This window comes from Stenotrophomonas humi, from assembly GCF_001431415.1.
Taxonomy (GTDB): domain Bacteria; phylum Pseudomonadota; class Gammaproteobacteria; order Xanthomonadales; family Xanthomonadaceae; genus Stenotrophomonas; species Stenotrophomonas humi.
On record NZ_LDJI01000027.1, the window covers coordinates 18,158 to 43,095 of the forward strand.

Sequence of the window (24,938 nt, forward strand, 5' to 3'; positions counted from 1 at the left end):
ACCGGATCTTTTTTATTCCCGCCACAGTGCATGAGGGGGGCGATACGGGCTTGGGCTTTGCGACCAAGGCCGCTCCTGCACGGCTGTGACGGATTGTTGGGAAGCGCACAAAAAAGCCCCGGCATTGCCGGGGCTTTTCATTGCAGCGGAGCAACAAGGACGGGCGGGGGCGCCCGTCCTTGTCAGGTCAACGATCCTGCTGCGCCGAGCGCACCTGGTGCTGTGCCAGGTATTCCTTCGACGGCTCGTCCAGCTTGTCGCCCAGTACGCGGCGCACGCAGACGAAGAACAGCGGGATCAGCAACACGCCGATGACCGTGGCGAACAGCATGCCGCCGATCACGCCCGTACCCAGCGAGTGACGGGCGTTGGCGCCGGCGCCGGTCGAGATCGCCATCGGCAGCACGCCGAGGATGAAGGCGAACGAAGTCATCAGGATCGGGCGGAAGCGCAGATGCGCCGCTTCGATCGTGGCCTCGCGCAGGGTCTTGCCCAGTGCACGTTGCTCGACCGCGAACTCCACGATCAGGATCGCGTTCTTCGCCGCCAGGCCGATCACCGTCACCATGCCGATCTTGAAGTACAGATCGTTCGGCAGGCCGCGCATCAGCGAGAACACCACCGCACCGAGGATGCCGATCGGCACCACCAGCAGTACCGATACCGGGATGGACCAGCTTTCATACAGTGCGGCAAGGCACAGGAACACCACCACGATCGACAACACCATCAGCAATGTCGCCGCGTTGCCGGCCAGGATTTCCTGGTAGGACATGCCGCTCCAGTCGAAACCGAAGCCCGTCGGGAGGTCGTCATGCACCAGCCGCTCCATGGTCGTCATGGCCTGGCCCGAACTGCTGCCCGGTGCCGGTGAACCGACAATGTTGACCGCCGAGTAGCCGTTGTAGCGGCTCAGTGCCGGCGGCGCGTAGATCCATTCGGACCTGACCACCGTGCTCAGCGGGATCATCGATGCCTGGCCGTCAGCGTCCTTGCTCAGCGAGCTGGGGACGTAATAGCTGCGCAGCGATTCCGGGCCGGTGCGGTAGGCCGCGTCGGCCTGCATGTTCACCCGCTTGATGCGGCCCGCGTAGAAGAAGTCGTTGATGTACACCGGCGCCAGCATCATCTGGATCGAGGAGTAGACATCATTGACCGACACGCCCATGGTCTGGGCCTGCACGCGGTCCACATGCAGCTGCAGCTGCGGCGAGTTTTCCAGCGTGTTGGGGCGCACGGCCGTCAGCGACTTGTCCTGCGAGGCAGCGCCCAGCAAGGTGTTGCGGGCGTCCATCAAGGCATCCTGGCCGGCACCTGCACGGTCCTGCAGCCACATGTCAAAACCGCCGAACTGGCCCAGGCCCTGCACGGTGGGCAGGTTGACGAAGAAGATCTGCGCGTCCTTGATGCCATACGCCTTCTGGTTCATTTTCTGGATGAATTCAGGCGCGGTTTCCTTGCGGTCGCTCCAGTCCTTCAGGCGGACGAAGGCCATGCCCACGTTCTCGCCAGAACCGATGAAGCTGAAGCCGGTGATCTGCATCAGGCCTTCAAAGGCTTCTTCGTTCTGCAGCGTACCCAGCAACTGGTCGAACACGGCACTGGTGCGGCTCTTGGTGGCACCCGGCGGCAGCTGCACGATGGCCAGAGCGTAGCCCTGGTCCTCTTCGGGCAGGAAGCTGCCCGGCAGACGGGTGAACAGGAAGCCACACAGCACCAGCAACAGTGCGAACACCATCAGCCAGCGCGGGCTGTGCTTGATCACGCCGCCAACCGTGCCGACGTAGCTCTTTTCCAGCTTGCCGTAGTACTTGTTGAAGGTACGGTAGATCCAGTTCGGCTTGTCGTTGTGGGTCGGCTTGAGGAAGGCCGCGCACAGTGCCGGGGTGAAGGTCAGGGCGAGCAGGGCCGAGAAGCCCATCGCCATGGCGATGGTCAGCGCGAACTGCTTGTAGATCTCACCGGAGGCACCGGGCTGCATTGCACTGGGAATGAACACCGCCGCCAGCACCACGGTGATGGCCACCACGGCGCCGGTGATCTGGCCCATGGCCTTCTGCGTGGCCGGCTTGGGGTCGAGCTTTTCCTCGCTCATGATGCGTTCGACGTTTTCGATGACGACGATGGCGTCATCGACCACGATGCCGATCGCCAGCACCATCGCAAACAGCGTCAGCTGGTTGATGGTGAAGCCGATCGCCAGCATGCCCATGAAGGTGCCGAGCAGGGCCACCGGGATGACCAGGGTGGGGATGATCGTCGCGCGGAAGTTCTGCAGGAAGATCAGCATCACCAGGAACACCAGCACGATCGCCTCGATCAGGGTGTGGATCACTTCCTCGATCGAAATGGTGACGAAGGTGGTGCTGTCGTACGGGGTGAACCAGCTCACGCCCTGCGGGAAGCTGGGGGCCAGCTCGTCCATCTTGGCGCGCACTGCCTCGGACACGTCCAGGGCGTTGGCGCCGGGCAGCAGCTGGATGGCGAACACGGCCACCGGCTTGCCGTTGTACTTGGTGTCAAAGCCGTAGTTGGTGGCACCGAAGGCGACGCGGGCCACATCCTTCAGCTTGACCACGCTGCCGTCGGCATTGGCGCGCAGGATGACGTTCTCGAAATCCTCCGGCGAACTGAAGCGGCCTTCGGCGGCAACCGTGGCGGTGAAGGCCTGGCCGTCCGGGGTCGGATCGCCGCCCACCGAGCCGGCAGCGAACTGCAGGTTCTGGGTGCCGATGGCGTTGTACACGTCGCGTGCCGACAGGTGGTAACCCTGCAGCCTTTCCGGGTTCAACCACACGCGCATGGCGTATTCGGAACCAAACTGCTGGGTGCTGCCGACGCCCGGTACGCGGGAAATCTGCTCCAGCACGCGGGCACCGACGATGTCGTTCAAGGCGTCGCGGTCAACGCTGCCATCGTCCGAGCGCACGCCGATCGCCATCAGGAAGCCGGCGTTGGCCTTGGCCACCACCACGCCCTGCTGGGTCACTTCCGAAGGCAGGCGCGGGGTCGCCAACGACACCTTGTTCTGCACCTGCACCTGCGCGATATCCGCGTCGGTGCCGCTGTCGAAGGTCAAGGTGATGGTGACGCGACCGTTGGACGAGGACGACGAGCTGAAATACATCAGGTTGTCGATGCCGGTCAGCTGCTGTTCGATCACCTGGGTGACCGATTTTTCGGCGGTTGAGGCACTGGCGCCCGGATAGTTGGCGGTGACGGTGACCTGTGGCGGCGCCACGCTGGGGTAGGACTCCACGCCCAGGTTGAGGATCGAGATCACGCCGCCAAGCGAGATCAGGATGGCCACCACCCAGGCAAATACCGGGTGATCAATAAAGAATTTAGGCATGACGGAGTTCCGTTATTCCTTCTTTTCCGGCGCCGGCACGGCGGCGCCAGGCTTGGTGGCGGCCTGCGGCTGCCACGGCGAGGGCTTGGCCGGGGCGCCGGCCTTGACCTTCTGGATGCCCGAGACGATGACCTTGTCGCCGCCTTCCAGGCCCGAGGAGACCAGCCAGTTGGAACCCTGCTGATTGCCCAGCACCACGTTCTTGCGGACCACGTTGCCGTCCGCGCCGACCACCAGCACATAGCCGCCCTGCGTATCGCGCTGTACGGCCTGTTGCGGTATCAGGAAGGCGTTGTGGCGCTGGCCCAGGTTGGCATTGAAGCTGACGAAAGTGCCCGGCAGCAGCAGGTGGTCCGGGTTGGGCAACTGCGCGCGCAGCGATATCGCACCGGTGGCCGGGTCAACCGTCGGGGCGGAGAAGTCCAGCGTGCCTTCGTGGGCATACGGGGTGCCGTCAGGCAGGTTGACCTGCACCGTGGTCTTGCCGTCGCCGGCCAGTGCCAGCGCGCCCTTGTCCTGGGCGGCGCGCAGTGCGCTCATCTCATCGGCGGTCATCGAGAAGTTCACGTACAGCGGATCGATCTGGTCGACCGTGGTCAGCAGGGTGACATCGCCCTGGCCGACCAGAGCACCTTCGGTCACCTGCGCCTTGCCGGCCAGGCCGGTGATTGGCGAGGTGACACGGGCGTAGCCGAGGTTGATGCGGGCATTGGCTACTGCGGCCTCGGCCTGCTGGACGGAGGCCGCACCGCTGCGCTCGGCGGCAACGGCGTTGTCCAGGTCCGACTGCGACACATACTTCTGCGGTGCCAGCGAGCGGGCACGGGTGGCAGTGGCGCGGGCGTTGGCATACGTCGCACGGGCGGCGGCCAAGGCACCTTCGGCCTGATTCAGGGCAGCCTGCAGCTGTGCCGGGTCGATCAGGAACAACACCTGGCCTTCCTTGACGTTGCTGCCCTCTTCATAGACACGCTTCTGCAGCACGCCGGCCACGCGGGCACGGACGTCGGCTGAACGGTAAGGCGACAGACGGCCGACTAGCTCGCGCTGCAACGGCAGCGTCTGCGGTTTGGCGTCGATTACGCCCACGTCTGGCGGAGGCGGAGCGGCTTGTTCCTCCTGCTTCTTGCAGCCAACCAGGGTGAGTGTCGCTGCGCAGGTAAGGGCGAGGAGACGGAGCGGGGCGGTCATCAGGAGAAACTCCGGGGGTTGTTTTTATTTTCTGGTGCCATGCCGGCTTCCGGTGCGTTGGCAAAAGCGCGCAGGAAAGCGTCAATGGCGAAATCGGCCCACCGTTGACGCTGTTGAGCATCATCGCGGTGGGGGGCGTGAAAGCGCTGTCGTTCAAAGTCCTGGCCCGCGATCATGCTTAGTAGCAGTTCGGCCATGAAATGCGGGTCGTCATGGGTAAGGCGTCCCCGCGCAATTTCGGTCTGCATCCATTCAGCTACCTGGTCGCGCAGCGCCTCGGCACTGCCGTGGTACATGAAGCGCGCTTCGTCGCGGAATTCGTGGGCACTGGCGCCGAGCAACTGCGAGGTCTGCAGCACCTTGGGCTTGTTGCGGTGGTCCAGGTAACCGATGGCGAAATCAATCAGCGTCTGTCGCAAGGGCTTGCGGTCACAGCTGGAGAGCCCGGAGGTCGCGTTGCTCACATGCAGCCGCATGGCCTGACGCAGCAGTTCGCGCTTGCAGCCATAGCGGCTGTACAGCGTCTGCTTGGAACAACCCGCCAACGTTGCCACGGCATCCATGCTCAGGCGCATTCCCTGGACCGCCAGCAATTCGCGCACGGCTTCAAACACGCGCTCGTCACGCGCGTCCAGGGGAGCGGGGCTGGGGAAAGGGGAGGTTTGCACAGGAGGTGGACTATACCGTCCAGTACAGAATTCCTGCAATGTAATTTTGATTTCGCTGCTGCCAGTCGTTCCCAGCAAGCACATATGCAGTAGCAGGACAGCACTCCGACGCGCGGCCGAAGGCCGGGGGGCAGGCCGTCGGCATCGAAGCGGAGCAACGGTGAGCGTCCGAGATTCAGGTGGCAGACATGCAGTGGCGACGATCTGTGCCGCTTTCCGCGCAATAGCGTGGTTTTTCGTCGTCATGCACCCGCGATATTGCGGCCCTGCAGCAAGGCACTTTTTGTTGCGAGGGATACAATCGCGTTTTCTCCAACGAGCAGCACCCAAGCTCTGTCATGAAATCGCAAAACAACGCTCCCAAGTCTGCAAAAACCAAATCCAAACCGGCTGTCGTAAAGCAGAACACCGTGGAGGCCGGCCTCTCGCTCGAACCGGTTTTTGCAGCCTTGCGGAAGCGTTATTCCGCAGCTGCGGCGCAGACGCAGGCGGTTGCATTCGCCACGGCGTTCTACAAGCGCATGGAAGCGGACGAGTTCAAGCAGCACTCCGCCGACGACTGGGCCGTGCTGGCCGCAGGCATGCTGGAGTTCGCACGTACCCGCAAGGCGGGCAAGGCGAACGTGCGCGTTTTCAACCCGACCTTGAAGGCCGATGGTTGGGAGTCGGGCCACACGGTGCTGCAGATCGTCAACGACGACATGCCGTTCCTGGTGGACACGGTGACGCTGGCATTGGCCGAGCAGGGCATCGGCGTGCATGTGCTGGGCCATCCGGTCATCAGCATTGCGCGTGACAAGGCCGGCAAGCTGTCGGGTGTGGGCAACGGTACGTTGGAATCGGTGATGCTGCTGGAGATCGACCGCCAGCCCGCCGCCAACCTTGACGTCGTTGCCAAGCGCGTCAGCGATGCACTGGACGACGTGCGTGCCATCGTCAAGGACTGGCAGCCGATGACCGACAAGGCATTGGCGCTGGCCGATGACCTGGGCAAGCGCGCGCTGCCGGTCAGCCAGGCATCGCGTCTGGAAGCACAGGAATTCCTGCGCTGGGCGGCGGACAATCACTTCACATTCTTCGGCTACCGCGAATACAAGGTAGAGAAGAAGGGCAAGGAAGAAGTGCTGGTCGCCCAGAACGGCACCGGCCTGGGCCTGATGCGCGGCAAGGACACCATGGTCGCGCGGCCGGTCAAGGGTCTGGCCGCAGAGGGCCTGAACGCCACCAGCAGCCTGCACGACGCGCTGATCCTGACCAAGACCAATGCCCGCTCGCGCATCCACCGCAGCGGCTACATGGACTACATCGGCGTGCTGGAATTCGACGCCAAGGGCAAGATCATCGGTGAGCAGCGCTTCCTTGGCCTGTTTACCTCCAGCGCTTACAACCGCCGCCCGTGGGAAATCCCGCTGGTGCGCCAGCGCTATGAGAACGTGATGCAGCGTTCGGGCCTGAGCCTGTCCAGCCACAGCGGCAAGGCACTGCGCCACATCCTGGAGTCGCTGCCGCGCGAGGAGCTGTTCCAGTCCAGCGAGGACGAACTGTTCCGCACCGCCATGGGCGTGCTGGGCCTGCAAGAGCGCGTGCGCAGCCGCCTGTTCCTGCGCCGCGACAAGTTCAGCCGCTTCATCTCCGCACTGGTGATCCTGCCGCGCGAACGCTTCAACACCGACGTGCGCCTGCGTGTTGAAAGCATGCTCAAGGATGCGTTGCAGGGCGAGTACGTCGATTCCAGCGTGGTGCTGGGCGATTCGCCGCTGGCCCAGGTGCACCTGATCGTGCGTCCCAAGGCCGGCCAGAGCCTGGATCTGGACACCGAAGGTCTGGAAAAGCGCTTGGCCAACGTACTGCGCAACTGGCAGGACGATCTGCGCGAAGCGCTGGTCAACAGCCATGGTGAAAGCGAAGGCCTGCGTATTGCCTCGCGTATCGGCAAGGCATTGCCGGCCGGTTACATCGAAGACTCCAGCGCCGAGATCGCCGCGGCTGACGTGGCCCAGCTCGATGCGCTGACCGGCCCGGACGACCTGCGCCTGAGCCTGCAGTCCACCAACCGCGACGGTGTCGAAGGCCTGCGCCTGAAGCTGTACCGCCAGCTGGACGACATTCCGTTGTCCGACGTGCTGCCGATGATGGAAAACATGGGCCTGCGCGTGGTCGCCGAGCGTCCGTATCGCCTGATGGTCGATGACGCACCGGTGTATGTGCAGGACTTCGAGGTCGAATCCACCATCGGTGCGATCGACCCGGCCAGCGCCAACGCCGGCTTCAGCGAAGCCTTTGCCCATATCTGGCACGGCGACGCCGAGAACGACGGCTTCAACCGTCTGGTGCTGGGCGCCGGGCTGGACTGGCGCCAGGTGTCGATGCTGCGTGGCTACTGCAAGTACCTGCTGCAGATCGGCGTGCCGTTCTCGCAGGCTTATGTGGAAGGCACCTTCAACCGTTATCCGCTGCTGGCGCGTTTGATCGTGGAACTGTTCGAGGCCCGCTTCGATCCGAACCCGAGCGCCGACAAGGCGACGATGGATGCACAGCTGGCCCAGTTCAAGGCGCTGATCGGTGACGACGCGGCCACCCTCAAGGTGCTCGACGGCGTGGTCAAGGCGCGCAAGAACGCCCGTGATGCCCGCATGGCGGTGGTCCATGAGGCGCTGGTCAAGCTGTTGGACGGCGTGTCCAGCCTGGACGAGGATCGCATCCTGCGCAGCTTCATCGGCGTGATCGAAGCCACCCTGCGTACCAGCTACTACATGGTCCGCAAGGATGGCGTGCGCGCTGATGGCGGTCCGGCCGACTACATCAGCTTCAAGTTCGACGCCGCCAAGGTGCCGGACCTGCCCAAGCCGCGCCCGTACCGCGAGATCTTCGTGTGCGGCCCGCGCGTGGAAGGTACCCACCTGCGCTTCGGCCCGGTGGCCCGTGGTGGCCTGCGCTGGTCCGACCGTCGCGAAGACTTCCGCACCGAGGTGCTGGGCCTGGTCAAGGCGCAGATGGTGAAGAACACCGTGATCGTGCCGGTCGGCTCGAAGGGTGGCTTCTTCGCCAAGCAGCTGCCGGACCCGGCGGTGGATCGTGATGCGTGGTTCGCCGAAGGCGTGGCCTGTTACAAGCGCTTCATCAACGGCCTGCTCGACATCACCGACAACATCGTCAACAACAAGATCGTGGCGCCGGTGGGCGTGGTGCGTCATGACCAGGATGATCCGTACCTGGTGGTGGCCGCCGACAAGGGCACCGCGACGTTCTCCGACACCGCCAACGGCATTGCCCGTGCACACGGTTTCTGGCTGGATGACGCGTTCGCTTCGGGTGGTTCGGTCGGTTACGACCACAAGGGCATGGGCATCACCGCACGCGGTGCGTGGGAATCGGTCAAGCGCCACTTCCGTGCGCTGGGCCAGGATTGCCAGAAGCAGGACTTCACCGTGGTCGGTGTCGGCGACATGTCCGGCGACGTGTTCGGCAACGGCATGCTGCTGTCCGAGCACATCCGCCTGGTCTGCGCGTTCGACCACCGCCACATCTTCCTTGACCCGAACCCGGTGGCGGCGAGCTCGTTCAAGGAACGCGCACGCATGTTCAAGGTGCCGCGTTCGAGCTGGGCCGATTACGACGCCAAGCTGATCAGCAAGGGCGGCGGCATCTATGCCCGCTCGCTGAAGTCGATCGAGATCACCCCGCAGGTGCGCGAAGCCCTGGGCATCGACGCCAGCATCAAGGCAATGACCCCGACCGACCTGATGAATGCCGCGCTGAAGGCGCCGGTGGACCTGCTGTGGAATGGCGGCATCGGTACCTACGTCAAAGCCGCCACCGAGACCCACGCCGATGTAGGCGACCGCGCCAACAACGCGCTGCGTGTCAACGGTGGTGAGCTGCGCTGCAAGATCGTGGGCGAGGGCGGCAACCTGGGCATGACCCAGCTGGGCCGCATCGAAGCCGCGCAGGTGGGTGTGCTGCTCAACACCGACTTCATCGACAACTCGGCCGGTGTGGATACCTCCGATCACGAAGTCAACATCAAGATCCTGCTCAACGACGTGGTGCGCGCCAAGAAGCTCACCGTCGAGCAGCGCAACAAGCTGCTGGCCTCGATGACCGAGGAGGTGGGTGGTCTGGTGCTGATGGACAACTACCGTCAGAACCAGGCACTGAGCCTGATGGAGCGCATGAGCGCGACCCGTCTGGGCTCCAAGCAGCACTTCATCCGCACGCTGGAAAAGCAGGGCCTGCTGGATCGTCAGATCGAGTTCCTGCCGTCCGACGCCGAGCTGTCGGCACGCAAGCTGCGCGGCCAGGGCCTGACCCGTCCGGAACTGGCGGTGCTGCTGTCGTACTCCAAGATCGTCGCGTTCCAGCAGCTGCTGGAGTCGGACATCCCGGAAGACCCGTACCTGTCCAAGGAGCTGCTGCGTTACTTCCCGCTGCCGCTGCAGAAGAAGTACGCCGATGCGATGGAGCGTCACCGCCTGAAGCGCGAAATCATCGCCACGGCAGTGACCAACCAGACCATCAACCGCATGGGCGCCACCTTCCTGATGCGCATGCAGGAAGACACCGGCCGTACCGTGGCCGAAGTCGCCAAGGCCTACACCATCAGCCGTGAAACGCTGGATGCCCGCGCGCTGTGGACGCAGATCGATGCCCTCGACGGCACCTTGCCGGAAGCGGTGCAGGTGGACGCGCTGGAAGTGATCTGGAAGCTGCAGCGTTCGTTCGTGCGTTGGCTGTTGAGCCGTCCGGGCGCGATGCCGGGCATCACCGCCGCGGTGGAGCGTTACCAGGGTCCGTTCAACGACATCCGCGTCGCTTCGGGCGTGCTGTCCGATTCGCAGCGCCCGGCCTATGAGGCCAGCGTCAAGGCCTGGAAGGAAAAGGGCCTGCCGGCGGCGCTGTCGCAGCAGCTGTCCGAGCTGCAGTTCCTGGAGCCGGCGTTCGACATCATCGAACTGGCGCGCACCCGCAAGCTCAAGCCGGTGGATGTGTCCAAGGTCCACTTCCGCCTGGGCGAAGCCCTGCAGATGCCGTGGCTGTTCGAACAGATCGACGCGCTGGAGGTCAATGGCCGTTGGCACGCGGTTGCCCGTGGCGTGCTGCGTGACGAACTGGCGGCGCACCAGCGCAACCTGGCCGGTCAGGTGCTGACCATGAAGGGGGCCAACGCCGAAGCCAAGGTCGCTGCCTGGCTGAACCGTGACGACAGCAGCCTGCGTTTCACCCTGTCGATGCTGGCTGAACTGGCAGAGCAGAAGACGCTGGATTACCCGACCGTGTCGGTCGCGGTGCAGCGTCTGGGCCAGCTGGCGGCGCACGGCGTCTAAGCAAGCGGTTTGAGGTTGAGAAGCCGGGCCTGCGTACTGCAGGTCCGGCTTTTTTGTTTCTGGTGTGACAAAGCTGCACTTACCCCAATCCCGCTCCACGCTCCCGTCCTTGCGTCAGCGCAAGGGTGTTCAAGGAGCAGCGAACCGTGGTTCGCAGCCGGCTCATCCCAGCCCGCGCGTGGGAGAGGGGTTGGGCGGAGGGCAATGCTGTTGCTTTCGCCGTGGCGGGTTATCCTCGCCCCCTGAGCCGAACCCAAAGACGCCCGTGTCCCCCCGAATCGCTTTTCTCGCAAGCACCGTCGAGGCCGCGCAGCAGGCACGCGCGCTGTTGATTGCCCGTTACGGCAACCATGATCCGGAAGAGGCCGATGTTCTCTGCCCGCTGGGCGGGGACGGTTTCATGCTGCAGACCCTGCACCGCCATGGCAGCAAGGGAAAACCGGTGTTCGGCATGAAGCTGGGTACCGTTGGCTTCCTGATGAACCATCATCGCGAAGAAGATCTGATCGAGCGTCTTGCACTCGCCGAGCCGGCGCATCTGCGGCCGCTGGAGATGATCGCGCTGACCGAATCGGGTACCAGCACCGGCTCGTTGGCCTACAACGACGTCTCGATGTTGCGGCAGACGCGGCAAGCGGCGCATATCGGCATTGATCTCAATGGCCAGCCCCGGGTCGAAGAGCTGATCTGCGATGGGGTGCTGGTTTCAACCCCGGCCGGCAGCACCGCATACAACTACTCCGCGCATGGTCCGATCCTGCCGCTGGGCTCGAACACCATCGCCCTCACGCCGCTGGCGCCTTATCGGCCACGCCGCTGGCGAGGGGCGATTCTCAAGGCCGAAACGGAAGTGCGCTTCCGCGTGCTCGACCCGTACAAGCGCCCGGTCAGCGTCACCGCCGATTCGCACGAAACCCGTGACGTGGTGGAAGTGACCATCCGCGAATCGCGCGAGCGCCAGGTGACCCTGCTGTTCGATCCCGAGCACAATCTCGAAGAACGCATCCTCAGCGAACAGTTCATGGTCTGAAGGCGGACTGCTGGTGCATCGGAGGCGTTCATGGAGCGGAGCCTGGCTCCTCCAGGCGTTGCCGGCAATGTCTCCGGTGAGCCCGGCCAGCGGTTGCAAGTACGGTTGGCGTGCAGACAAGCATGCAGTTTCCGTCAAGCCGGCCCTAGGTGGGCCGCGTCGAGAGGGCGGAGGCCGCTGCAGGATCCGGGTAGACTGGGCTCCGTTCCTTGATAGTCATTGGGTTCATCGCTCATGGGTGACAACACTCCCCGGCTTCTCACCGTCGCGGTGACCTCGCGCGCATTGTTCGACCTGGAAGAAGGGCACGCGCTGTTCGAGCGCGACGGGCTGGAAGCCTACGCCGCCTATCAGCGCGAACACGAAGACGATGTGCTCAAGCCGGGCGTCGCTTTCCCGGTGGTGCGCAAGCTGCTGGCGCTCAACGATGGCGCGCCGGGCGAAACACCGCGGGTGGAGGTGATCCTGTTGTCGCGCAATTCGGCCGATACCGGCCTGCGCATCTTCAACTCCATCCAGCACTACGACCTGGGCATCATCCGCGCGACGTTCACCGCAGGTGAGCCGACCTGGCCGTATGTAAAGCCGTTCGGCACCGACCTGTTCCTCTCCGCCAATCCGGAGTCGGTGCGACGAGCATTGGTGCACGGTATCGCCGCTGCGACGATCCTGCCGCAGAGTGCGGCGGATGTAAGTGCCGCGACCGCCGCCGCCACGGATACCGGACGACCGACCTCACAGCTGCGTATTGCCTTCGATGGTGACGCGGTGATCTTCGGCGATGAAAGCGAGCGCATTTCCCGCGAGCAGGGTGTGGAGGCGTTTGGTCGGCATGAGCGCGAGCGCGCGCACGAGCCGCTGAGTGGTGGTCCGTTCCGCAATTTCCTGTCGGCACTGCATGCGCTGCAGGCTGCGTTCCCGCCGGGCGAAGCGGCACCGATCCGCACGGCGCTGGTCACCGCGCGTTCGGCGCCGGCACATGAGCGGGTGATCCGCACGCTGCGCGAATGGGGCGTGCGACTGGACGAAGCCTTGTTCCTGGGTGGGCGCCACAAGGGGCCGTTCCTGGAAGCATTCGGCGCCGATATCTTCTTTGATGATTCGCAGCACAACATCGACAGTGCGCGTCAGCATGTGGCCGCCGGTCATGTGCCGCACGGTGTTGCCAATCCTGACTGAGCAGGCTGCATCGTAGTGCGGGACAGCTGCCAGCCCGCGTTTGCGTTCGACGGAGAAGCCTGCAAATGCAGGCTTTCGCCGGTGTTGACGCTTGGTCAGCTTCGCGAATCGCACCGGTTTCAGCGTTGCAACGAGGCGCGCGGTTACAGCCTGTTGCTGATCGCATGCTAGGATGAAAACGCTTTCGCGGGTTCATTCACGCCCAGCGGCAATCCTGCCGCGCCCTTGATCTGCACGACTGCGGCAGATCCATCCCACCCGCACAGCAACCACCCGGTGATGTAGGGACGGGGCTTCGCCTCGACCGGTAGCTTCTTCAGTCTGCCACTCCTCGCCAATGCTGCCCCCGGGCGGCTGCCGGGTGTTTCGCGCGCCGCGCGGGACCGGACGCATTGTCTCTCCTGCGCTGCGCACCACGCGCCCTTGCGCCGTGCTGTCACGTTCATTCGCGGCAGCAGTTACACAGGAGAAACAACCCCAATGACCATGCGTATCGCCATTCTTGGTGCTGGCCCCAGCGGCCTGGCACAACTTCGTGCATTTGAATCCGCCCGCCGAGCAGGTGCTGAAGTACCGGAGATCGTCTGTTACGAAAAGCAGTCAGATCTCGGTGGGATGTGGAACTACACATGGCGTACGGGGCTGGATGCCTACGGGGAGCCGGTTCACGGCAGCATGTATCGCTATCTCTGGTCCAACGGGCCGAAGGAAGCGCTGGAGTTTGCCGACTACAGCTTTGAAGAGCATTTCGGTCGCCCGATTGCCTCGTACCCGCCGCGTGCGGTGTTGCGCGACTACATCATGGGCCGCATCGAGAAGAGCGGTGTGCGCGATCAGATCCGCTTCAACATGGCGGTGCAGTGGGTGGACTATTCGGAGCAGACCGGACGCTTCACCGTCAACGTGCGCGACCTGAAGAAAGACGAGCTGGTGTCGGAAGAGTTCGACCGGGTGATCGTGGCGACCGGGCATTTTTCCACGCCCAATGCGCCGTTCTTTGAAGGCTTGGAGTGCTTCCCCGGCCGCGTGCTGCATGCGCATGACTTCCGCGATGCCTGCGAGTTCACCGGCAAGGACATCCTGCTGGTCGGTAGCAGCTATTCGGCCGAAGACATCGGTACCCAGTGTTACAAGTACGGCGCCAAGTCGGTGACTTTCAGCTATCGCAGCACGCCGATGGGTCACGATTGGCCGGCAGCGTTCGACGAAAAACCACTGCTGCTACGCGTGGACGGCAACACCGCGCACTTTGCCGATGGTACATCCAAGGAGGTGGATGCGATCGTGCTGTGCACCGGCTATCAGCATCACTTCCCGTTCCTGCCCGATGAGCTGAGCCTGCGTACGCGCAACCGCCTGTATCCGGGTGACATCTACAAGGGCGTGTTCTGGATCGACAATCCCAAGCTGATGTACCTGGGTATGCAGGACCAGTACTACACGTTCAACATGTTCGACGCGCAGGCATGGTATGCGCGTGACGTGATCCTGGGGCGCATCGCATTGCCGGATGCCAGCACTATGCGTGCCGACAGCGAAGCCTGGGTGGCCCGTGAGGAAGCCTCCCAATCGGCCGAGCAGGACATCGATTTCCAGACGGACTATGTGCGTGACCTGCTTGATGTCACCGATTACCCCGCATTCGACGTGGAAGCCGTGGCGGACTTGTTCAAGCAGTGGAAGCACGACAAGAAGGACGACATTCTTGGCTACCGCAATTGCAGCTACCGCTCGGTGTTGACCGGGACGCTGGCGCCGCCACACCACACGCCGTGGATGGAGGCGATGGACGATTCGTTGGAGGCGTTCCTGGCGGACAGCCTGCTGGAAGAAGCGCCCGTGCGACGCATTGCCTGACGCAGGCAGGCGCCGGGCTCAGCCTGGCGCCTGCCCCGTGGGCAGGATGATGTTGGTCAGCCGCCAGCGCAGGCCCTGGCGGCTGAGCACGAACACCAGCTCGCGCCCATCCTGCAGGCGGGTGGTGGCGGTGAAGCGCGACAGCGATTCATAACGCCCGTGTGTGTCGGCCAAGGGCTTTGCCGGCGACGGTGGGCCCCAGGTGTCGCCGCCGACGGTGTCGCCGGTCGCACGCTTCCACGCGTTGTCACCCTGCAGCAGGGCAGCAACGCCGAGGGGCGTCACCAGCGTGTCGACACCGGCACCGGTCACGTTGCCGAGCACACCGACGACGATCGCGCCGAACAGACTGGACTGCATCTGGCTGCCGGCCTGGCGGACCACGTAGTCATTGACCTGCGCCTTGAGGTTGACCCGCAGCGCGGGGAAATCCACGTAGCGCTGCAGTTTGCCGGTGTCGCGTTGTTCGATGGCGTTGCTGATGCCGCGGATGGTGAGGTAAGGCCCGGCGACCACATAGCCGCCGATGGCGAGCGCCACGAGCACAACCACGGCGATGATCCATTTCTTCATTGCGTACGTCCGTCCAGTCAATGGCGGTGATTGGTCTGGGCTTCCGCCCAGCGGCGCAGCAGCACCAGGGTTTCGGCCCAGGCCTGGCTGCAGAAGCCGTAGTACTCATTCTGCGGCTCCCAGCCCAGATGCTGGAACTCCAGCACAGTCATCGGTTCGCCCTCATGCGACAGGCCGCGCCACGCGCCGGGACTGGCCCGTCGGGACAGGTCGAAGCGGATCTCGGTGCCAGCCCAGGTCGAGGCCGGACTCTGTGCCGGATGGTGGCTGATGACCTCCCAGCGCACCCGCTGACCCGGCACGGTTTCCAGCACCTTCATCACCACCGTGCCATGGGCTCCGCCGGGGTTGTGGCTGATCAACGTGTCGCCATCGCGGACAGTCTGCTGGTGCGGCACCCACCAATGGCTCAGTCCATCAGCACCGGCAAGCGCGTCGTAGACGGTGGTCAGCGGAGCGTCGATCCAGATCTGGTGATGGATGGAGGACATGGCGGCAGCCTCGGGGTCGGCGGTGCCACAAGGTTGCCGCAAACCGTGTGCGGGCGTGTGAAGCTTTCAGGAGTTGGACAGGCTGCCGCATGCAAGAGCAGCCTTGGTCGCCAAGCCACTGCATCATTTGGTTGCGATGATTCCCGCAACTTGTCGCCAAGCCGGTTTCGCGACCGGGGCTGCACCTGCACGGGGCAAGCCGCCTCACCGATCCTTAGAACTCCAGGTCCAGCGCGGCACACAGGTAGTCAACGAACGGGCCCAATGCGGCCAGGTCCTTGGCCAGCGTCTGGCGCAGGCGTGGGCCGGTCATGGTGGCGTCGTCCAGCGAGCGCCACAGCACCCAGTTGCGATGCTTGAGGTCGTCGATGAACTCGAAATCAGCCGGGAAGCCACGCGGCGAACGCACCAGTTTTTCGCTGGTCTCGAACTCATAGCGGCGGCGGGTGGCCGGCGCATGTGCCGCGGCTTTCCAGCTGCCCGGGTTGTCGAAGATGAACTGCCGCAGGCGCCGTTGGACGTCCGGCTCGGGGTGCCAGATGCCGGCGCCGACAAAACTCTCGCCCGGTGCTAGGTGGATGTAATACGACGGCGCGGGAACCTGCTTGCGACGCTCATGGAACAGCCGCGCACCTTGCCAGGTCTTGTACGGCGTCTTGTCGCTGGAGAAGCGTGAGTCGCGGTAGATGCGGAACAACGAGCCTCCAACCGTGCGGGGGTCGGCCTGGAAGTGCTCGCTGACTTGGCTCAAGTCCGGCTGGAGGTCGGTGATCAGGCGCAGGAACGGCTGCCGCACATGGTCTTCGTACTGCTGCTTGTGCTCGGCAAACCAGGTCTTGTCATTGTGGCGGGCAAGGCCGCGCAGGAACTTGAAGCTGGCGTCGCTGAAATACTGGCTCATAGTGATTTCTGCAGGTCATGACCCCATTGGTCCAACGCATCGAGCAGGGCCAATGAAGTGGGGTTGTCGTGGTGTTCCTCACGCAGGGAGGCTATCTGCGCGACGTAGTCCGGCAACAGCTGCTCGCCAAGGCTGGGTGTTTCCAACAGCCGTGCGCGCCGGTAGGCGTTCCAGCGTTCGCGCGCCGTGGCATCCAGCGTGTCGGGATGATTGCGGGCGCGGTAGCGGAACAGAAGCTCCGGCAGGCGCGGGTCACGGAAGCGCTGTTCCAGCTCCGCCAGTGCTTCCGGCGGCGCAGTACGGACCTTGCTCAACAGGCCCTTGTCGCCTTCGGCCAGGAAGCCGTCGTACAGCGAGGCGTCGGCATCGATCGGCCCGTCGATGCTGCGCTCGCGTGCGAATACCTGGCGCGCTTTCTCGGCCAGTTGGGGGCCAATCGCGCGTAGCTTCGCGGCCTTGGCTTCGACGTCGGCAGGGTTGATGCCCAGGCGTTCAAAATCTGCTTCACGCAGATGATTCCACGCCACCAGCGCCGGCACCTTGTTCAGGTGCACTTCCTTCAAGGGCACGCGCTGCTGGCCTTCGGGCAGATCGGCGGCACGGGTGTAGAGCCGGCTGGTGATCTCTTCCACCGACAGATCCAGCAGGGTGTCGACGTCGCCTTCCAGGTCGAACACGATCACCCGGTTGTTGATGTGCGGGTGGCGGGCCAGCGGCAGCACCGGTGCCGCGCACAGGCGACTGGCCGGGTAGCGCATCGAGATATGCAGCACCGGCTGCATCGCCACCACATCCAGCAGCGTGCCCACATAGCGTTTGTCGCGCAGGCGCAGGGCGTAGTCCCACATGCGCGGCTGGGTGTCGCGGAAACGCCGGGCCATGCCGATGGTGGCGTGCACGTCAGACAGGGCTTCGTGTGCATCGCCCTGACGGACATCGTTGGCGATGGCCAGGTGTTCCAGTTTGAATGACGTGGCGCCGTCTTCGCGCTGCGGCCAGTTGATGCCATCCGGGCGCAGTGCATGCACCAGGCGCAGCATGTCCAGCAGGTCCCAGCGTGAGTTGCCGCCGCGCCATTCCCGTTCGTAGGGATCGTGGAAATTGCGGAACAGCCCGTAGCGGACGAATTCGTCGTCGAAGCGCAGTGTGTTGTAGCCCAGCGTGCAGGTCTGCGGGCGCGCCATCAGTTCCTGGATGCGCGAAAACGCTTCGGCTTCGCTGACGCCTTCGGCCAGCGCGTGTTGCGGCGTGATGCCGGTGATCAAGGTGGCGATGGGCGAGGGCAGCAGGTCATCGGCGGGTTTGACGTAGAAACTCACCGGCTCATCGATCTGCCGCAACTGCTCGTCGGTACGGATCGCGGCAAACTGCGCGATGCGGGTGCGGCGTGGGTCCTGGCCGAAGGTTTCCAGGTCGTAGAACAGGAAGCTCTCGGCCATCAGTGCGCTCCTTCCAGGATCGGCAACTGCTCATGCACGATTTTTTCCAGCGCTGCCCAGTCAATGTGCTGCAGCGTCTGCTGGCCGGCGGTGGCATCGGCAAGGATGCGCTGCTGGATGCGGGTGCGTTCCAGTGCCAGCGCGTACGAGGTATGCAGGAAGGTGACCATCGTGTAATGCGGCACGAAGCGTGTGGGCCAGCGTTCCTGCAGTGCGTGTTCTAGCTCGCGCTGCAGCAGGAACGCCGGATCGGCGACGTGGTCACGCATTTCCAGGTAGTTGTCCAGGGCCATCTGCTGGATGGCGGCCGCGTTGGGTTGGCGCTCGCGTTCGAACGCGGCAAACGCCTGTGCGGTGTCTTCATGCTCGGCGAGCGTGCGGGCCAGCACCACGCAATCCTCGAAGGCACAGTTCATGCCCTGGCCGTGGAACGGCACCATCGCATGCGCGGCATCACCCACCAGAACCGCTTTGCTGCCCTGGTGCCAGCGGTCCAGGTACAGCGTGCCGAGCAGGCCTGGCGGGTGCTGTTCCCAGTCGCTGCGCAGGTTGGGGATCAGCGGCAACGCGTCCGCGAACTCGCGCTGGAACAGGGCCTCGGCTTCGGCGCCAGTGCGGACGTTGGCAAAGCTCGGCTCGCCCTGGTTGGGCAGGAACAACGTAACGGTGAATGTACCTTCATCGTTGGGCAGGGCGATGCACATGTATTTGCCACGTGGCCAGATATGCAGCGCGTTGCCTTCAATCAGGAAGCCGCCATCGGCGCCGGGAGGGATTTCCAGTTCCTTGTACGAATGGTCGAGGAACTCGATGCGCTCGCCCAGCGGTGATTTGCGATTCATCGCTGCACGCAGTGCCGAGCCAGCGCCATCGGCACCGATCAGCGGCGTCGTGAAATGGATGTCGTGCGCCTGGTCGTCACGGTCGTCGATGAAGCGTGCGTAGCCGGCATCGAAATCCACCGTGTGCAGACGACGATGGAAGTGGAAGCGCGCGCCGGCTTCTTCGGCGAGCTGTAGCAAGGTGGTATTGAGGTCCTTGCGATGCACCGACCAGATCACTTCGCTGTCGTCGCGACCATAGCGTTGCAGCTCTGGCTCGCCGCTGCGCGGATGCACCATGCGCCCGCGCATCATCACCGCCTTGGCCATGACCGCGTCTTCGACGCCGGCTTGACGCAGTGCATTGCGACCGCGTTCGGCCAGGGCCAGATTGATGGAGCGGCCCGACTCGTAGTCGGCGATGCGCGGATCACCGCGGCGCTCGTACAGCGTGATCCGCCAGCCCTGGCGGGACAACAGAATGGCCAGGAGGGAGCCGGCCAGGCCGGCGCCGATGATGGTGAGACTGCGGGGGGAGGAAATGGTCAACTCAAGAGGTTCCGTTGGATCAGCTGCGGCGGGCCCAGTTCTCCACTTCTTCGACGAAGCGGTGAATGTCCTGGTAGCGGTTGTACATCGGCGTGGGCGAGATGCGGATCACATCGGGCTCGCGCCAATCGCCGAGCACGCCGTTGGCCTGCAGGAACTCGAACAGCGAGCGCCCTTGCGGCCGGCCGCCATTGACGCGCAATGAAAGCTGGCAGCCACGGCGTTCGGGTTCGCTTGGTGTGATGATCTGCAGCACCTCGGACAGACGCGCGCGCACCATCGTTTCCAGATAGCCGGTGAGCTGCAGCGACTTGCTGCGCAATGCATCGGCGCCTGCTTCGTCGAACAGCGCCAGCGACGCGCGCAGCGGGGCCAGGCCGAGTACCGGCGGATTGCTCAGCTGCCAGCCTTCAGCGCCCAGCTCCGGCACGAATTCCGGCGCCATCTTGAAGCGGGTCGATTGTTCATGGCCCCACCAACCGGCGAAGCGGGGCAGGGTGGTATCGCGTGCATGGCGCTCATGGACAAAGCAGCCTGCAACCGCGCCGGGGCCGGCATTGAGATATTTGTAGTGGCACCACACCGCGAAATCCGGTGCGACGTCGTGCAGCGACAACGGTACGTTGCCGACCGAATGGGCCAGATCGAAACCCACGTTGGCGCCCTGTGCGCGTGCCAGGCGGGTGATCGCATCCAGGTCAAACACCTGCCCGGTGCGGTACTGCACGCCCGGCCACAGCACCAGGGCGACGCGCTGCCCGTGCTCGCTCAATGCACGTTCGATGGCGGCCATCGAAATGGTGCCATTGGGTTCGTCGGGCTGCACTTCGATCAGGTCGGTTTCCGGATTGAACCCATGGAAGCGCACCTGCGCTTCCACCGCATGGCGGTCGGTGGGAAACGCGCCGGCTTCCATCAGAATGGCGGGGCGCTGCGCCGTTGGCCGGTAGAAGCTGACCATCATCAGGTGCAGGTTCACGCTCAGCGTGTTCATCGCCACGACTTCTTCGGGCTTTGCGCCGACCACACTGGCCAGTGAATCGGTGACCAGGCGGTGGTAGTTCATCCAGTGGGTGGGCCCGGTGAAGTGGCCCTCGACCGCGATGCTTGCCCAAAGGTCCAGCACTTCCTGCACCATCGCCCGCGCGCCCTTGGGCTGCAGGCCGAGCGAATTGCCGACGAAGTAGATCTGGTCGGCGCCATGGTGTTGCGGGATCAGGAACTGGTCGCGCAGATGTCGCAGGGGATCGGCGGCATCGAGTGCGGCGGCATGGGCGGTGGACAGTATGTCGTTCATCGGTACAGGACGCGTGGCAAATGTAGCCGCAGTGTACCCGCCCGCGCGATGCCGGCGCTTGCGCTCAGGCCTCGCTAGCGGCCGGCTTCGGCAGCGGATGCACGGTGCCGCATTGACTGCAGGTGCGGTGTTCCAGCGAGGAATGGAAACGATCAAAGATTCTGGGCAGATCGGTCTCGATGTTCTTCAGTGGAAAGAACTCTTCATGGAGCTTGTGGTTGCACTGCGGGCAGAACCACATCAGTCCGTCGAGCTCATGTTCCAGACGCTTGCGCTCCACCACCAGCCCGACCGAGCCGGGCATGCGCTGTGGCGAATGCGGTACGCGCGGTGGCAGCAGGAAGATCTCCCCGGCGCGGATCGGGATGTCGCGCACCGCGCCATCTTCCTGCACCCGCAGCACCATCTCGCCTTCCAGCTGATAGAACCACTCCGGGCCCTCATCCCAGTGGAAGTCGTTGCGGTTGTTCGGGCCGCCAACGACCATCACGATGAAGTCGCCGTTCTCGATCATCTTGTTGCCGACTGGCGGCTTGAGAAGATGCCGGTGCTCGTCGATCCAGCCTTGGAGATTGAGGGGAAGTGCGAGCATGGTGGCCTCGATGTCTGCTTTCTTGTGCCTTCTCCCGCCTGCGGGAGAAGGTGCCCTGAAAGGGCGGATGAGGGGGCTTTTAAAGCTTCTCAGAGCTTACCCTCAGCCCAACTCCTCTCCCGCGCGCGGGAGAGGGGCTCAAGCGGGCAGCTGCTTGCGCCTCAGTCGCGCTTGCCCTTGCGCGGCACATGCGACAGGGCCTTTTCATACGCCGGTTGCAGTGCATCCGGGCTGTCGACGTCGATGCCCATTTCGCGCACGCGACCATCGCGCAGGCTGTACACCCAGCCGTGAACCATCAGCTTCTGCCCGCGTGCCCAGGCGTCCTGGACGATGGTCGAGCGGCAGGCATTGACCACCTGCTCGATCACGTTCAGTTCGCACAGGCGTGCGTGTTTGAGTTCAGGCTCTTCGATCGCGTCCAGGATGGCCGCATGCTTCTGCGCGACATCCCCGACATGACGCAGCCAGTTGTCGGCCAGGCCGACGCGGGTGTTGTTCAGGCTGGCGTGCACGCCGCCGCAGCCGTAGTGGCCCACGATCAGAATGTGCTTCACCTTCAACTGGTCCACCGCGTACTGCACCACGCTCAGGCAGTTGAGGTCGGTGTGCACCACCACGTTGGCCACGTTGCGATGCACGAACACCTCGCCCGGGGCCATGCCGATGATCTGGTTGGCCGGCACGCGCGAGTCGGAGCAGCCGATCCACAGGTACTCCGGATGCTGCTGCGTGGCCAGTTGATGGAAGAAGTGGGGATCCTCTTTTTCAATCCGGTCGGCCCATTCGCGGTTGTTCTGCAGCAGCTTGTGGATGTCTTTCATCGTGCGGTGTCCCTGACGTCGGGTGGGGGCAAGACGCGGCCTTTATGGCCACGTTGTCGCGGGAAACGGGAGCGTGTCAGTTGCTTGACGCAACTTCATCGCGGCGCCAGCGCATCCATTGCGCCAGCTCATCGGAAGCGGGCGAGGCCAGTTGTTCCAGGTTGCTGATGACCGACAGCTGATTTGCCTCGGGGTGATTCTGGCTGAGCTTCAGCGTGATCTGTACCTGTTCGACCGTGAAGCGGAAGCCAACGATGCCGCGCAGCTGGCGACGGTGATCATCGCGCTCGGGCTCGAAGCGCCAGCCCTGGCCAACGCTGGCCTCGAAATGCTCGCTCACCGCGCCGACCAGTTCGGCCAGCGCGTCGGTGTCGTCAAACGGCTGCAGCTGGCCGCGCAGTTCGGCAGTGGCGTAGTTCCACGTCGGCACGCGCGCAGCCGTTTCCTTGTCCGGGTACCAACTGGCCGACACATAGCCGTGCGGGCCATCGACCAGCACCTTGGCAGCGCCGCTGTGTCGCGCCTGCGGGTTGGCACGTGCCCAGTGCCCCAACAGCGTGATGTCCTGGTCCTGACGCCGGTGAAGCACCGGCATGCGGGTGATTTCGGGCAGGCCGTCGCTGCCGGTGGTCAGCACCGTTACGAACGGGTCACGGGCCAGTAGGCGATCCAGCCAGTGCAGGTCGTTTTCGCTGAAGGCACGGGGACTGAACATCGGTGGGGGTCAGGCCCGGCCGCCGAGCAGCTGCACCATGCGGTCACGCAGGGCTTCATCGTCGTCGCCAACCGGCGGCTGCACTTCATGCAGCGAGAAGCCGCGTGCCAGCGCGTCTTCTTCGTCCAGCCCGTCAAAGGACACGAATTCGGCGTCGAACAACTGCGCACGGGCGGTGTCTTCGCTGTCGTAGCTGAGCGTATTGCCGTCGCTGTCCAGTACTTCGGCGGTGCCGGCCGGGCGCACGCGCAGGCGCGCCCAGATCAGGGTGCCGCCGAGTTGTGCGAGCCACCACTGGTCGGTGGCGTTGTCGTGGTCGTTCATTTCAATACCTGGGAATAAAGGCCGAGCAACCCGGCCATGGCCAACCCGCCCAGCATCACCAGCAAGGCGATGCGCGCCGGGGTGGCAAGGCCGGACAGCGAGCGGTCGCTGATGCCGGCGTAGCCGCGATTGAGCAGCCAGCGCAGGCAATCGGGTTTGAGAAAGGCACCGCCGCCGAATTCATCGGCCAGCGCCGGATGCTGGTCGCGGATATGCACCAGAGTCAGCGGCCAGAAGATCAGGAACGCACTGAGACCGGCGATGGCGATACCCACGAAGCACAGCGCGAAGAACAGCGTCATGCGTGCGGATACGGGTGAAGGGGAGAGAGAAGCGAGAGGCCGCCGAGGCCGCTCACTGGCGTGGGATCTGAGTTCTGCTCACTTCTCATCTCTCGCTCCTCACGTGTGCTGCTTAGAACTCCGCCGAACCCGGTGCGCGCGGGTAGGGGATCGCGTCGCGGATGTTGGACAGGCCGCAGACGTAAACCACCAGGCGCTCGAAGCCCAGGCCGAAACCGGCATGCGGTACCGAGCCGTAGCGACGGAAATCGCGGTACCACTGGTAATGCTCCGGATCCAGGCCGAACTGCGCCATGCGTGCATCCAGCACATCCAGGCGCTCTTCGCGCTGGCTGCCGCCGATGATCTCGCCGATGCCCGGGGCCAGTACGTCCATCGCTGCGACGGTCTTGCCGTCGTCGTTCAGGCGCATGTAGAACGCCTTGAAGTGCTCGGGATAGTTGGTCACCACGACCGGGCGGCCAACGTGTTCCTCGGTCAGCCAGCGCTCGTGTTCGGTCTGCAGGTCCAGGCCCCATTCGACCGGGTAGTCGAACTTCTTGCCGGACTTCTGCAGCAGCGTGATCGCATCGGTGTACTCGATGCGCTCGAACGGCGCGTTGACGAACGCTTCCAGACGGGTGATGGCGTCCTTCTGCACACGCTCGGCGATGAAGGCCATGTCGTCGGCGCGCTCATCGAGCACCGCGCGGAACAGGTATTTGAGGAACTCCTCGGCCACGCGTGCGTCTTCGGCCAGGTCGGCGAAGGCGATTTCCGGCTCCACCATCCAGAATTCGGCCAGATGGCGGGTGGTGTGGCTGTTCTCGGCGCGGAAGGTCGGGCCGAACGTGTACACCTTGCTCAGTGCCAGGCAGTAGGCCTCGACATTCAGCTGGCCGGACACGGTCAGGAAGGTTTCCTTGCCGAAGAAGTCGCGGCTGAAGTCGATCTCACCGTTGCCGGTGCGCGGCAGGTTGCTCATGTCCAGAGTGGACACGCGGAACATCTGGCCGGCGCCTTCGGCGTCGGAGGTGGTGACGATGGGCGTGCTGATCCAATAGAAGCCGTTCTCGTGGAAGTAACGGTGCACGGCCTTGGACAGGCAATCGCGGATGCGGGTGACCGCGCCGAACAGGTTGGTGCGCGGGCGCAGGTGCGCGACTTCACGCAGGAACTCCGGCGACATCGGCTTGGGCTGGATCGGGTAGGTCAGCGGGTCTTCGACCCAGCCGACGATCTCAAGGCTCTGGCCCTGGATCTCGAAGCTCTGACCCTTGCCCTGCGACTTGACCAGCGTGCCGGTGGCGATCACCGAGCAGCCGGGGGTCAGCCGCTTGATGTCCTCGAAATTGCCCAGCGCCTCGGTGGCCACGACCTGGATCGGCGCAAAGCCCGAGCCATCGCTGACGTTGACGAAGGCCAGTCCTGCCGAGCCGCGCACTGTGCGCACCCACCCGCGAACCGTGACTTCTCCGCCTTCCGGGAACTTCCCGGCAAGGGCGTGTGCAACGCTGACCACCGTCATGA

The 24,938-nt window shown here is 64.1% G+C and carries 18 protein-coding genes and 1 pseudogene; 4 read left to right on the forward strand and 15 right to left on the reverse strand.

Translation table 11 applies throughout. From position 1 onward, the window contains the following. Positions 1-187: 187 nt before the first annotated feature. From ABB26_RS14245 to ABB26_RS14255, 3 genes and pseudogenes are all read right to left on the reverse strand, one after another. Positions 188-3,352, reverse strand: a complete 3,165-nt coding sequence (locus ABB26_RS14245; RefSeq protein ID WP_057635309.1) for an efflux RND transporter permease subunit — start codon at positions 3,350-3,352, stop codon at positions 188-190. Positions 3,353-3,379: 27 nt separating this feature from the next. Next, positions 3,380-4,543: pseudogene (locus ABB26_RS14250) on the reverse strand (efflux RND transporter periplasmic adaptor subunit); the annotation flags it as partial. After that, a complete protein-coding gene (locus tag ABB26_RS14255; RefSeq protein WP_425477265.1) occupies positions 4,543-5,289 on the reverse strand; it encodes a TetR/AcrR family transcriptional regulator C-terminal domain-containing protein in 747 nt (248 codons plus the stop codon). The pseudogene ABB26_RS14250 and the gene ABB26_RS14255, both read right to left, overlap by 1 nt. 260 nt (positions 5,290-5,549) lie before the next feature. Here ABB26_RS14255 and ABB26_RS14260 point away from each other — a divergent pair, with 260 nt between their 5' ends. The 4 genes from ABB26_RS14260 to ABB26_RS14275 all read left to right on the forward strand — a co-directional run bounded on the left by ABB26_RS14260 (position 5,550) and on the right by ABB26_RS14275 (position 14,601). Beyond that, complete coding sequence (locus ABB26_RS14260) at positions 5,550-10,535, forward strand: NAD-glutamate dehydrogenase (protein ID WP_057635312.1); 4,986 nt, start codon at positions 5,550-5,552, stop codon at positions 10,533-10,535. 265 nt (positions 10,536-10,800) lie between these two features. Further along, entirely contained in the window at positions 10,801-11,565 is a 765-nt protein-coding gene (locus ABB26_RS14265) for an NAD kinase (protein ID WP_057635314.1), read from the forward strand. 234 nt (positions 11,566-11,799) lie between these two features. Then, complete coding sequence (locus tag ABB26_RS14270) at positions 11,800-12,744, forward strand: 5'-nucleotidase (RefSeq protein WP_057635315.1); 945 nt, start codon at positions 11,800-11,802, stop codon at positions 12,742-12,744. A 480-nt stretch (positions 12,745-13,224) separates the two neighbouring features. After that, positions 13,225-14,601 carry an NAD(P)-binding domain-containing protein gene (locus ABB26_RS14275; protein ID WP_057635317.1) on the forward strand — a complete coding sequence of 459 codons (1,377 nt, stop codon included), beginning with the start codon at positions 13,225-13,227 and terminating at the stop codon, positions 14,599-14,601. Positions 14,602-14,619: 18 nt separating this feature from the next. Here the strand turns inward: ABB26_RS14275 and ABB26_RS14280 are convergent, their stop codons facing one another. From ABB26_RS14280 to asnS, 12 genes are all read right to left on the reverse strand, one after another. Then, a complete protein-coding gene (locus ABB26_RS14280; RefSeq protein WP_057635319.1) occupies positions 14,620-15,174 on the reverse strand; it encodes a DUF2939 domain-containing protein in 555 nt (184 codons plus the stop codon). Positions 15,175-15,191: 17 nt separating this feature from the next. Next, positions 15,192-15,665, reverse strand: coding sequence for an SRPBCC family protein (locus ABB26_RS14285; protein ID WP_057635321.1), 474 nt, complete (start codon positions 15,663-15,665; stop codon positions 15,192-15,194). 214 nt (positions 15,666-15,879) lie between these two features. Further along, entirely contained in the window at positions 15,880-16,566 is a 687-nt protein-coding gene (locus ABB26_RS14290) for a DUF2461 domain-containing protein (RefSeq protein ID WP_057635323.1), read from the reverse strand. Beyond that, entirely contained in the window at positions 16,563-18,005 is a 1,443-nt protein-coding gene (sbcB, locus tag ABB26_RS14295) for an exodeoxyribonuclease I (protein WP_057635325.1), read from the reverse strand. The genes ABB26_RS14290 and sbcB overlap by 4 nt, the downstream gene beginning before the upstream one ends. Further along, complete coding sequence (locus ABB26_RS14300) at positions 18,005-19,375, reverse strand: FAD-dependent oxidoreductase (protein ID WP_057635327.1); 1,371 nt, start codon at positions 19,373-19,375, stop codon at positions 18,005-18,007. Before ABB26_RS14300 ends, sbcB begins: the two co-directional genes overlap by 1 nt. Before the next feature lie 19 nt (positions 19,376-19,394). Next, entirely contained in the window at positions 19,395-20,672 is a 1,278-nt protein-coding gene (gene kynU, locus ABB26_RS14305; RefSeq protein WP_057635329.1) for a kynureninase, read from the reverse strand. A gap of 64 nt (positions 20,673-20,736) precedes the next feature. Further along, positions 20,737-21,264: a 3-hydroxyanthranilate 3,4-dioxygenase gene (locus ABB26_RS14310; protein ID WP_057635331.1), complete on the reverse strand. Its 528-nt coding sequence runs from the start codon at positions 21,262-21,264 to the stop codon at positions 20,737-20,739. Positions 21,265-21,425: 161 nt separating this feature from the next. Continuing rightward, positions 21,426-22,088 (reverse strand): carbonate dehydratase, encoded by a 663-nt coding sequence (can, locus tag ABB26_RS14315; RefSeq protein WP_057635333.1) that lies wholly within the window; start codon positions 22,086-22,088, stop codon positions 21,426-21,428. A 76-nt stretch (positions 22,089-22,164) separates the two neighbouring features. Further along, a complete protein-coding gene (locus ABB26_RS14320) occupies positions 22,165-22,803 on the reverse strand; it encodes an FMN-binding negative transcriptional regulator (RefSeq protein ID WP_057635334.1) in 639 nt (212 codons plus the stop codon). Between the two features lie 9 nt (positions 22,804-22,812). Beyond that, complete coding sequence (locus tag ABB26_RS14325) at positions 22,813-23,127, reverse strand: hypothetical protein (protein ID WP_057635336.1); 315 nt, start codon at positions 23,125-23,127, stop codon at positions 22,813-22,815. Next, complete coding sequence (locus ABB26_RS14330; RefSeq protein ID WP_057635338.1) at positions 23,124-23,429, reverse strand: hypothetical protein; 306 nt, start codon at positions 23,427-23,429, stop codon at positions 23,124-23,126. The genes ABB26_RS14325 and ABB26_RS14330 overlap by 4 nt, the downstream gene beginning before the upstream one ends. Positions 23,430-23,541: 112 nt before the next feature. Beyond that, positions 23,542-24,936, reverse strand: a complete 1,395-nt coding sequence (asnS, locus tag ABB26_RS14335) for an asparagine--tRNA ligase (RefSeq protein WP_057635341.1) — start codon at positions 24,934-24,936, stop codon at positions 23,542-23,544. Positions 24,937-24,938 lie beyond the last annotated feature (2 nt).

Bases quoted from the DNA above. Each gene is read 5' to 3' on its own strand.
- ABB26_RS14245 (WP_057635309.1), bottom strand. From the start codon at position 3,352: ATGCCTAAATTCTTTATTGATCACCCGGTATTTGCCTGGGTGGTGGCC.
- ABB26_RS14260 (WP_057635312.1), top strand. From the start codon at position 5,550: ATGAAATCGCAAAACAACGCTCCCAAGTCTGCAAAAACCAAATCCAAA.
- ABB26_RS14270 (WP_057635315.1), top strand. From the start codon at position 11,800: ATGGGTGACAACACTCCCCGGCTTCTCACCGTCGCGGTGACCTCGCGC.
- ABB26_RS14275 (WP_057635317.1), top strand. From the start codon at position 13,225: ATGACCATGCGTATCGCCATTCTTGGTGCTGGCCCCAGCGGCCTGGCA.
- ABB26_RS14280 (WP_057635319.1), bottom strand. From the start codon at position 15,174: ATGAAGAAATGGATCATCGCCGTGGTTGTGCTCGTGGCGCTCGCCATC.
- ABB26_RS14285 (WP_057635321.1), bottom strand. From the start codon at position 15,665: ATGTCCTCCATCCATCACCAGATCTGGATCGACGCTCCGCTGACCACC.
- ABB26_RS14290 (WP_057635323.1), bottom strand. From the start codon at position 16,566: ATGAGCCAGTATTTCAGCGACGCCAGCTTCAAGTTCCTGCGCGGCCTT.
- sbcB (WP_057635325.1), bottom strand. From the start codon at position 18,005: ATGGCCGAGAGCTTCCTGTTCTACGACCTGGAAACCTTCGGCCAGGAC.
- kynU (WP_057635329.1), bottom strand. From the start codon at position 20,672: ATGAACGACATACTGTCCACCGCCCATGCCGCCGCACTCGATGCCGCC.
- ABB26_RS14310 (WP_057635331.1), bottom strand. From the start codon at position 21,264: ATGCTCGCACTTCCCCTCAATCTCCAAGGCTGGATCGACGAGCACCGG.
- can (WP_057635333.1), bottom strand. From the start codon at position 22,088: ATGAAAGACATCCACAAGCTGCTGCAGAACAACCGCGAATGGGCCGAC.
- ABB26_RS14320 (WP_057635334.1), bottom strand. From the start codon at position 22,803: ATGTTCAGTCCCCGTGCCTTCAGCGAAAACGACCTGCACTGGCTGGAT.
- ABB26_RS14325 (WP_057635336.1), bottom strand. From the start codon at position 23,127: ATGAACGACCACGACAACGCCACCGACCAGTGGTGGCTCGCACAACTC.
- ABB26_RS14330 (WP_057635338.1), bottom strand. From the start codon at position 23,429: ATGACGCTGTTCTTCGCGCTGTGCTTCGTGGGTATCGCCATCGCCGGT.
- asnS (WP_057635341.1), bottom strand. From the start codon at position 24,936: ATGACGGTGGTCAGCGTTGCACACGCCCTTGCCGGGAAGTTCCCGGAA.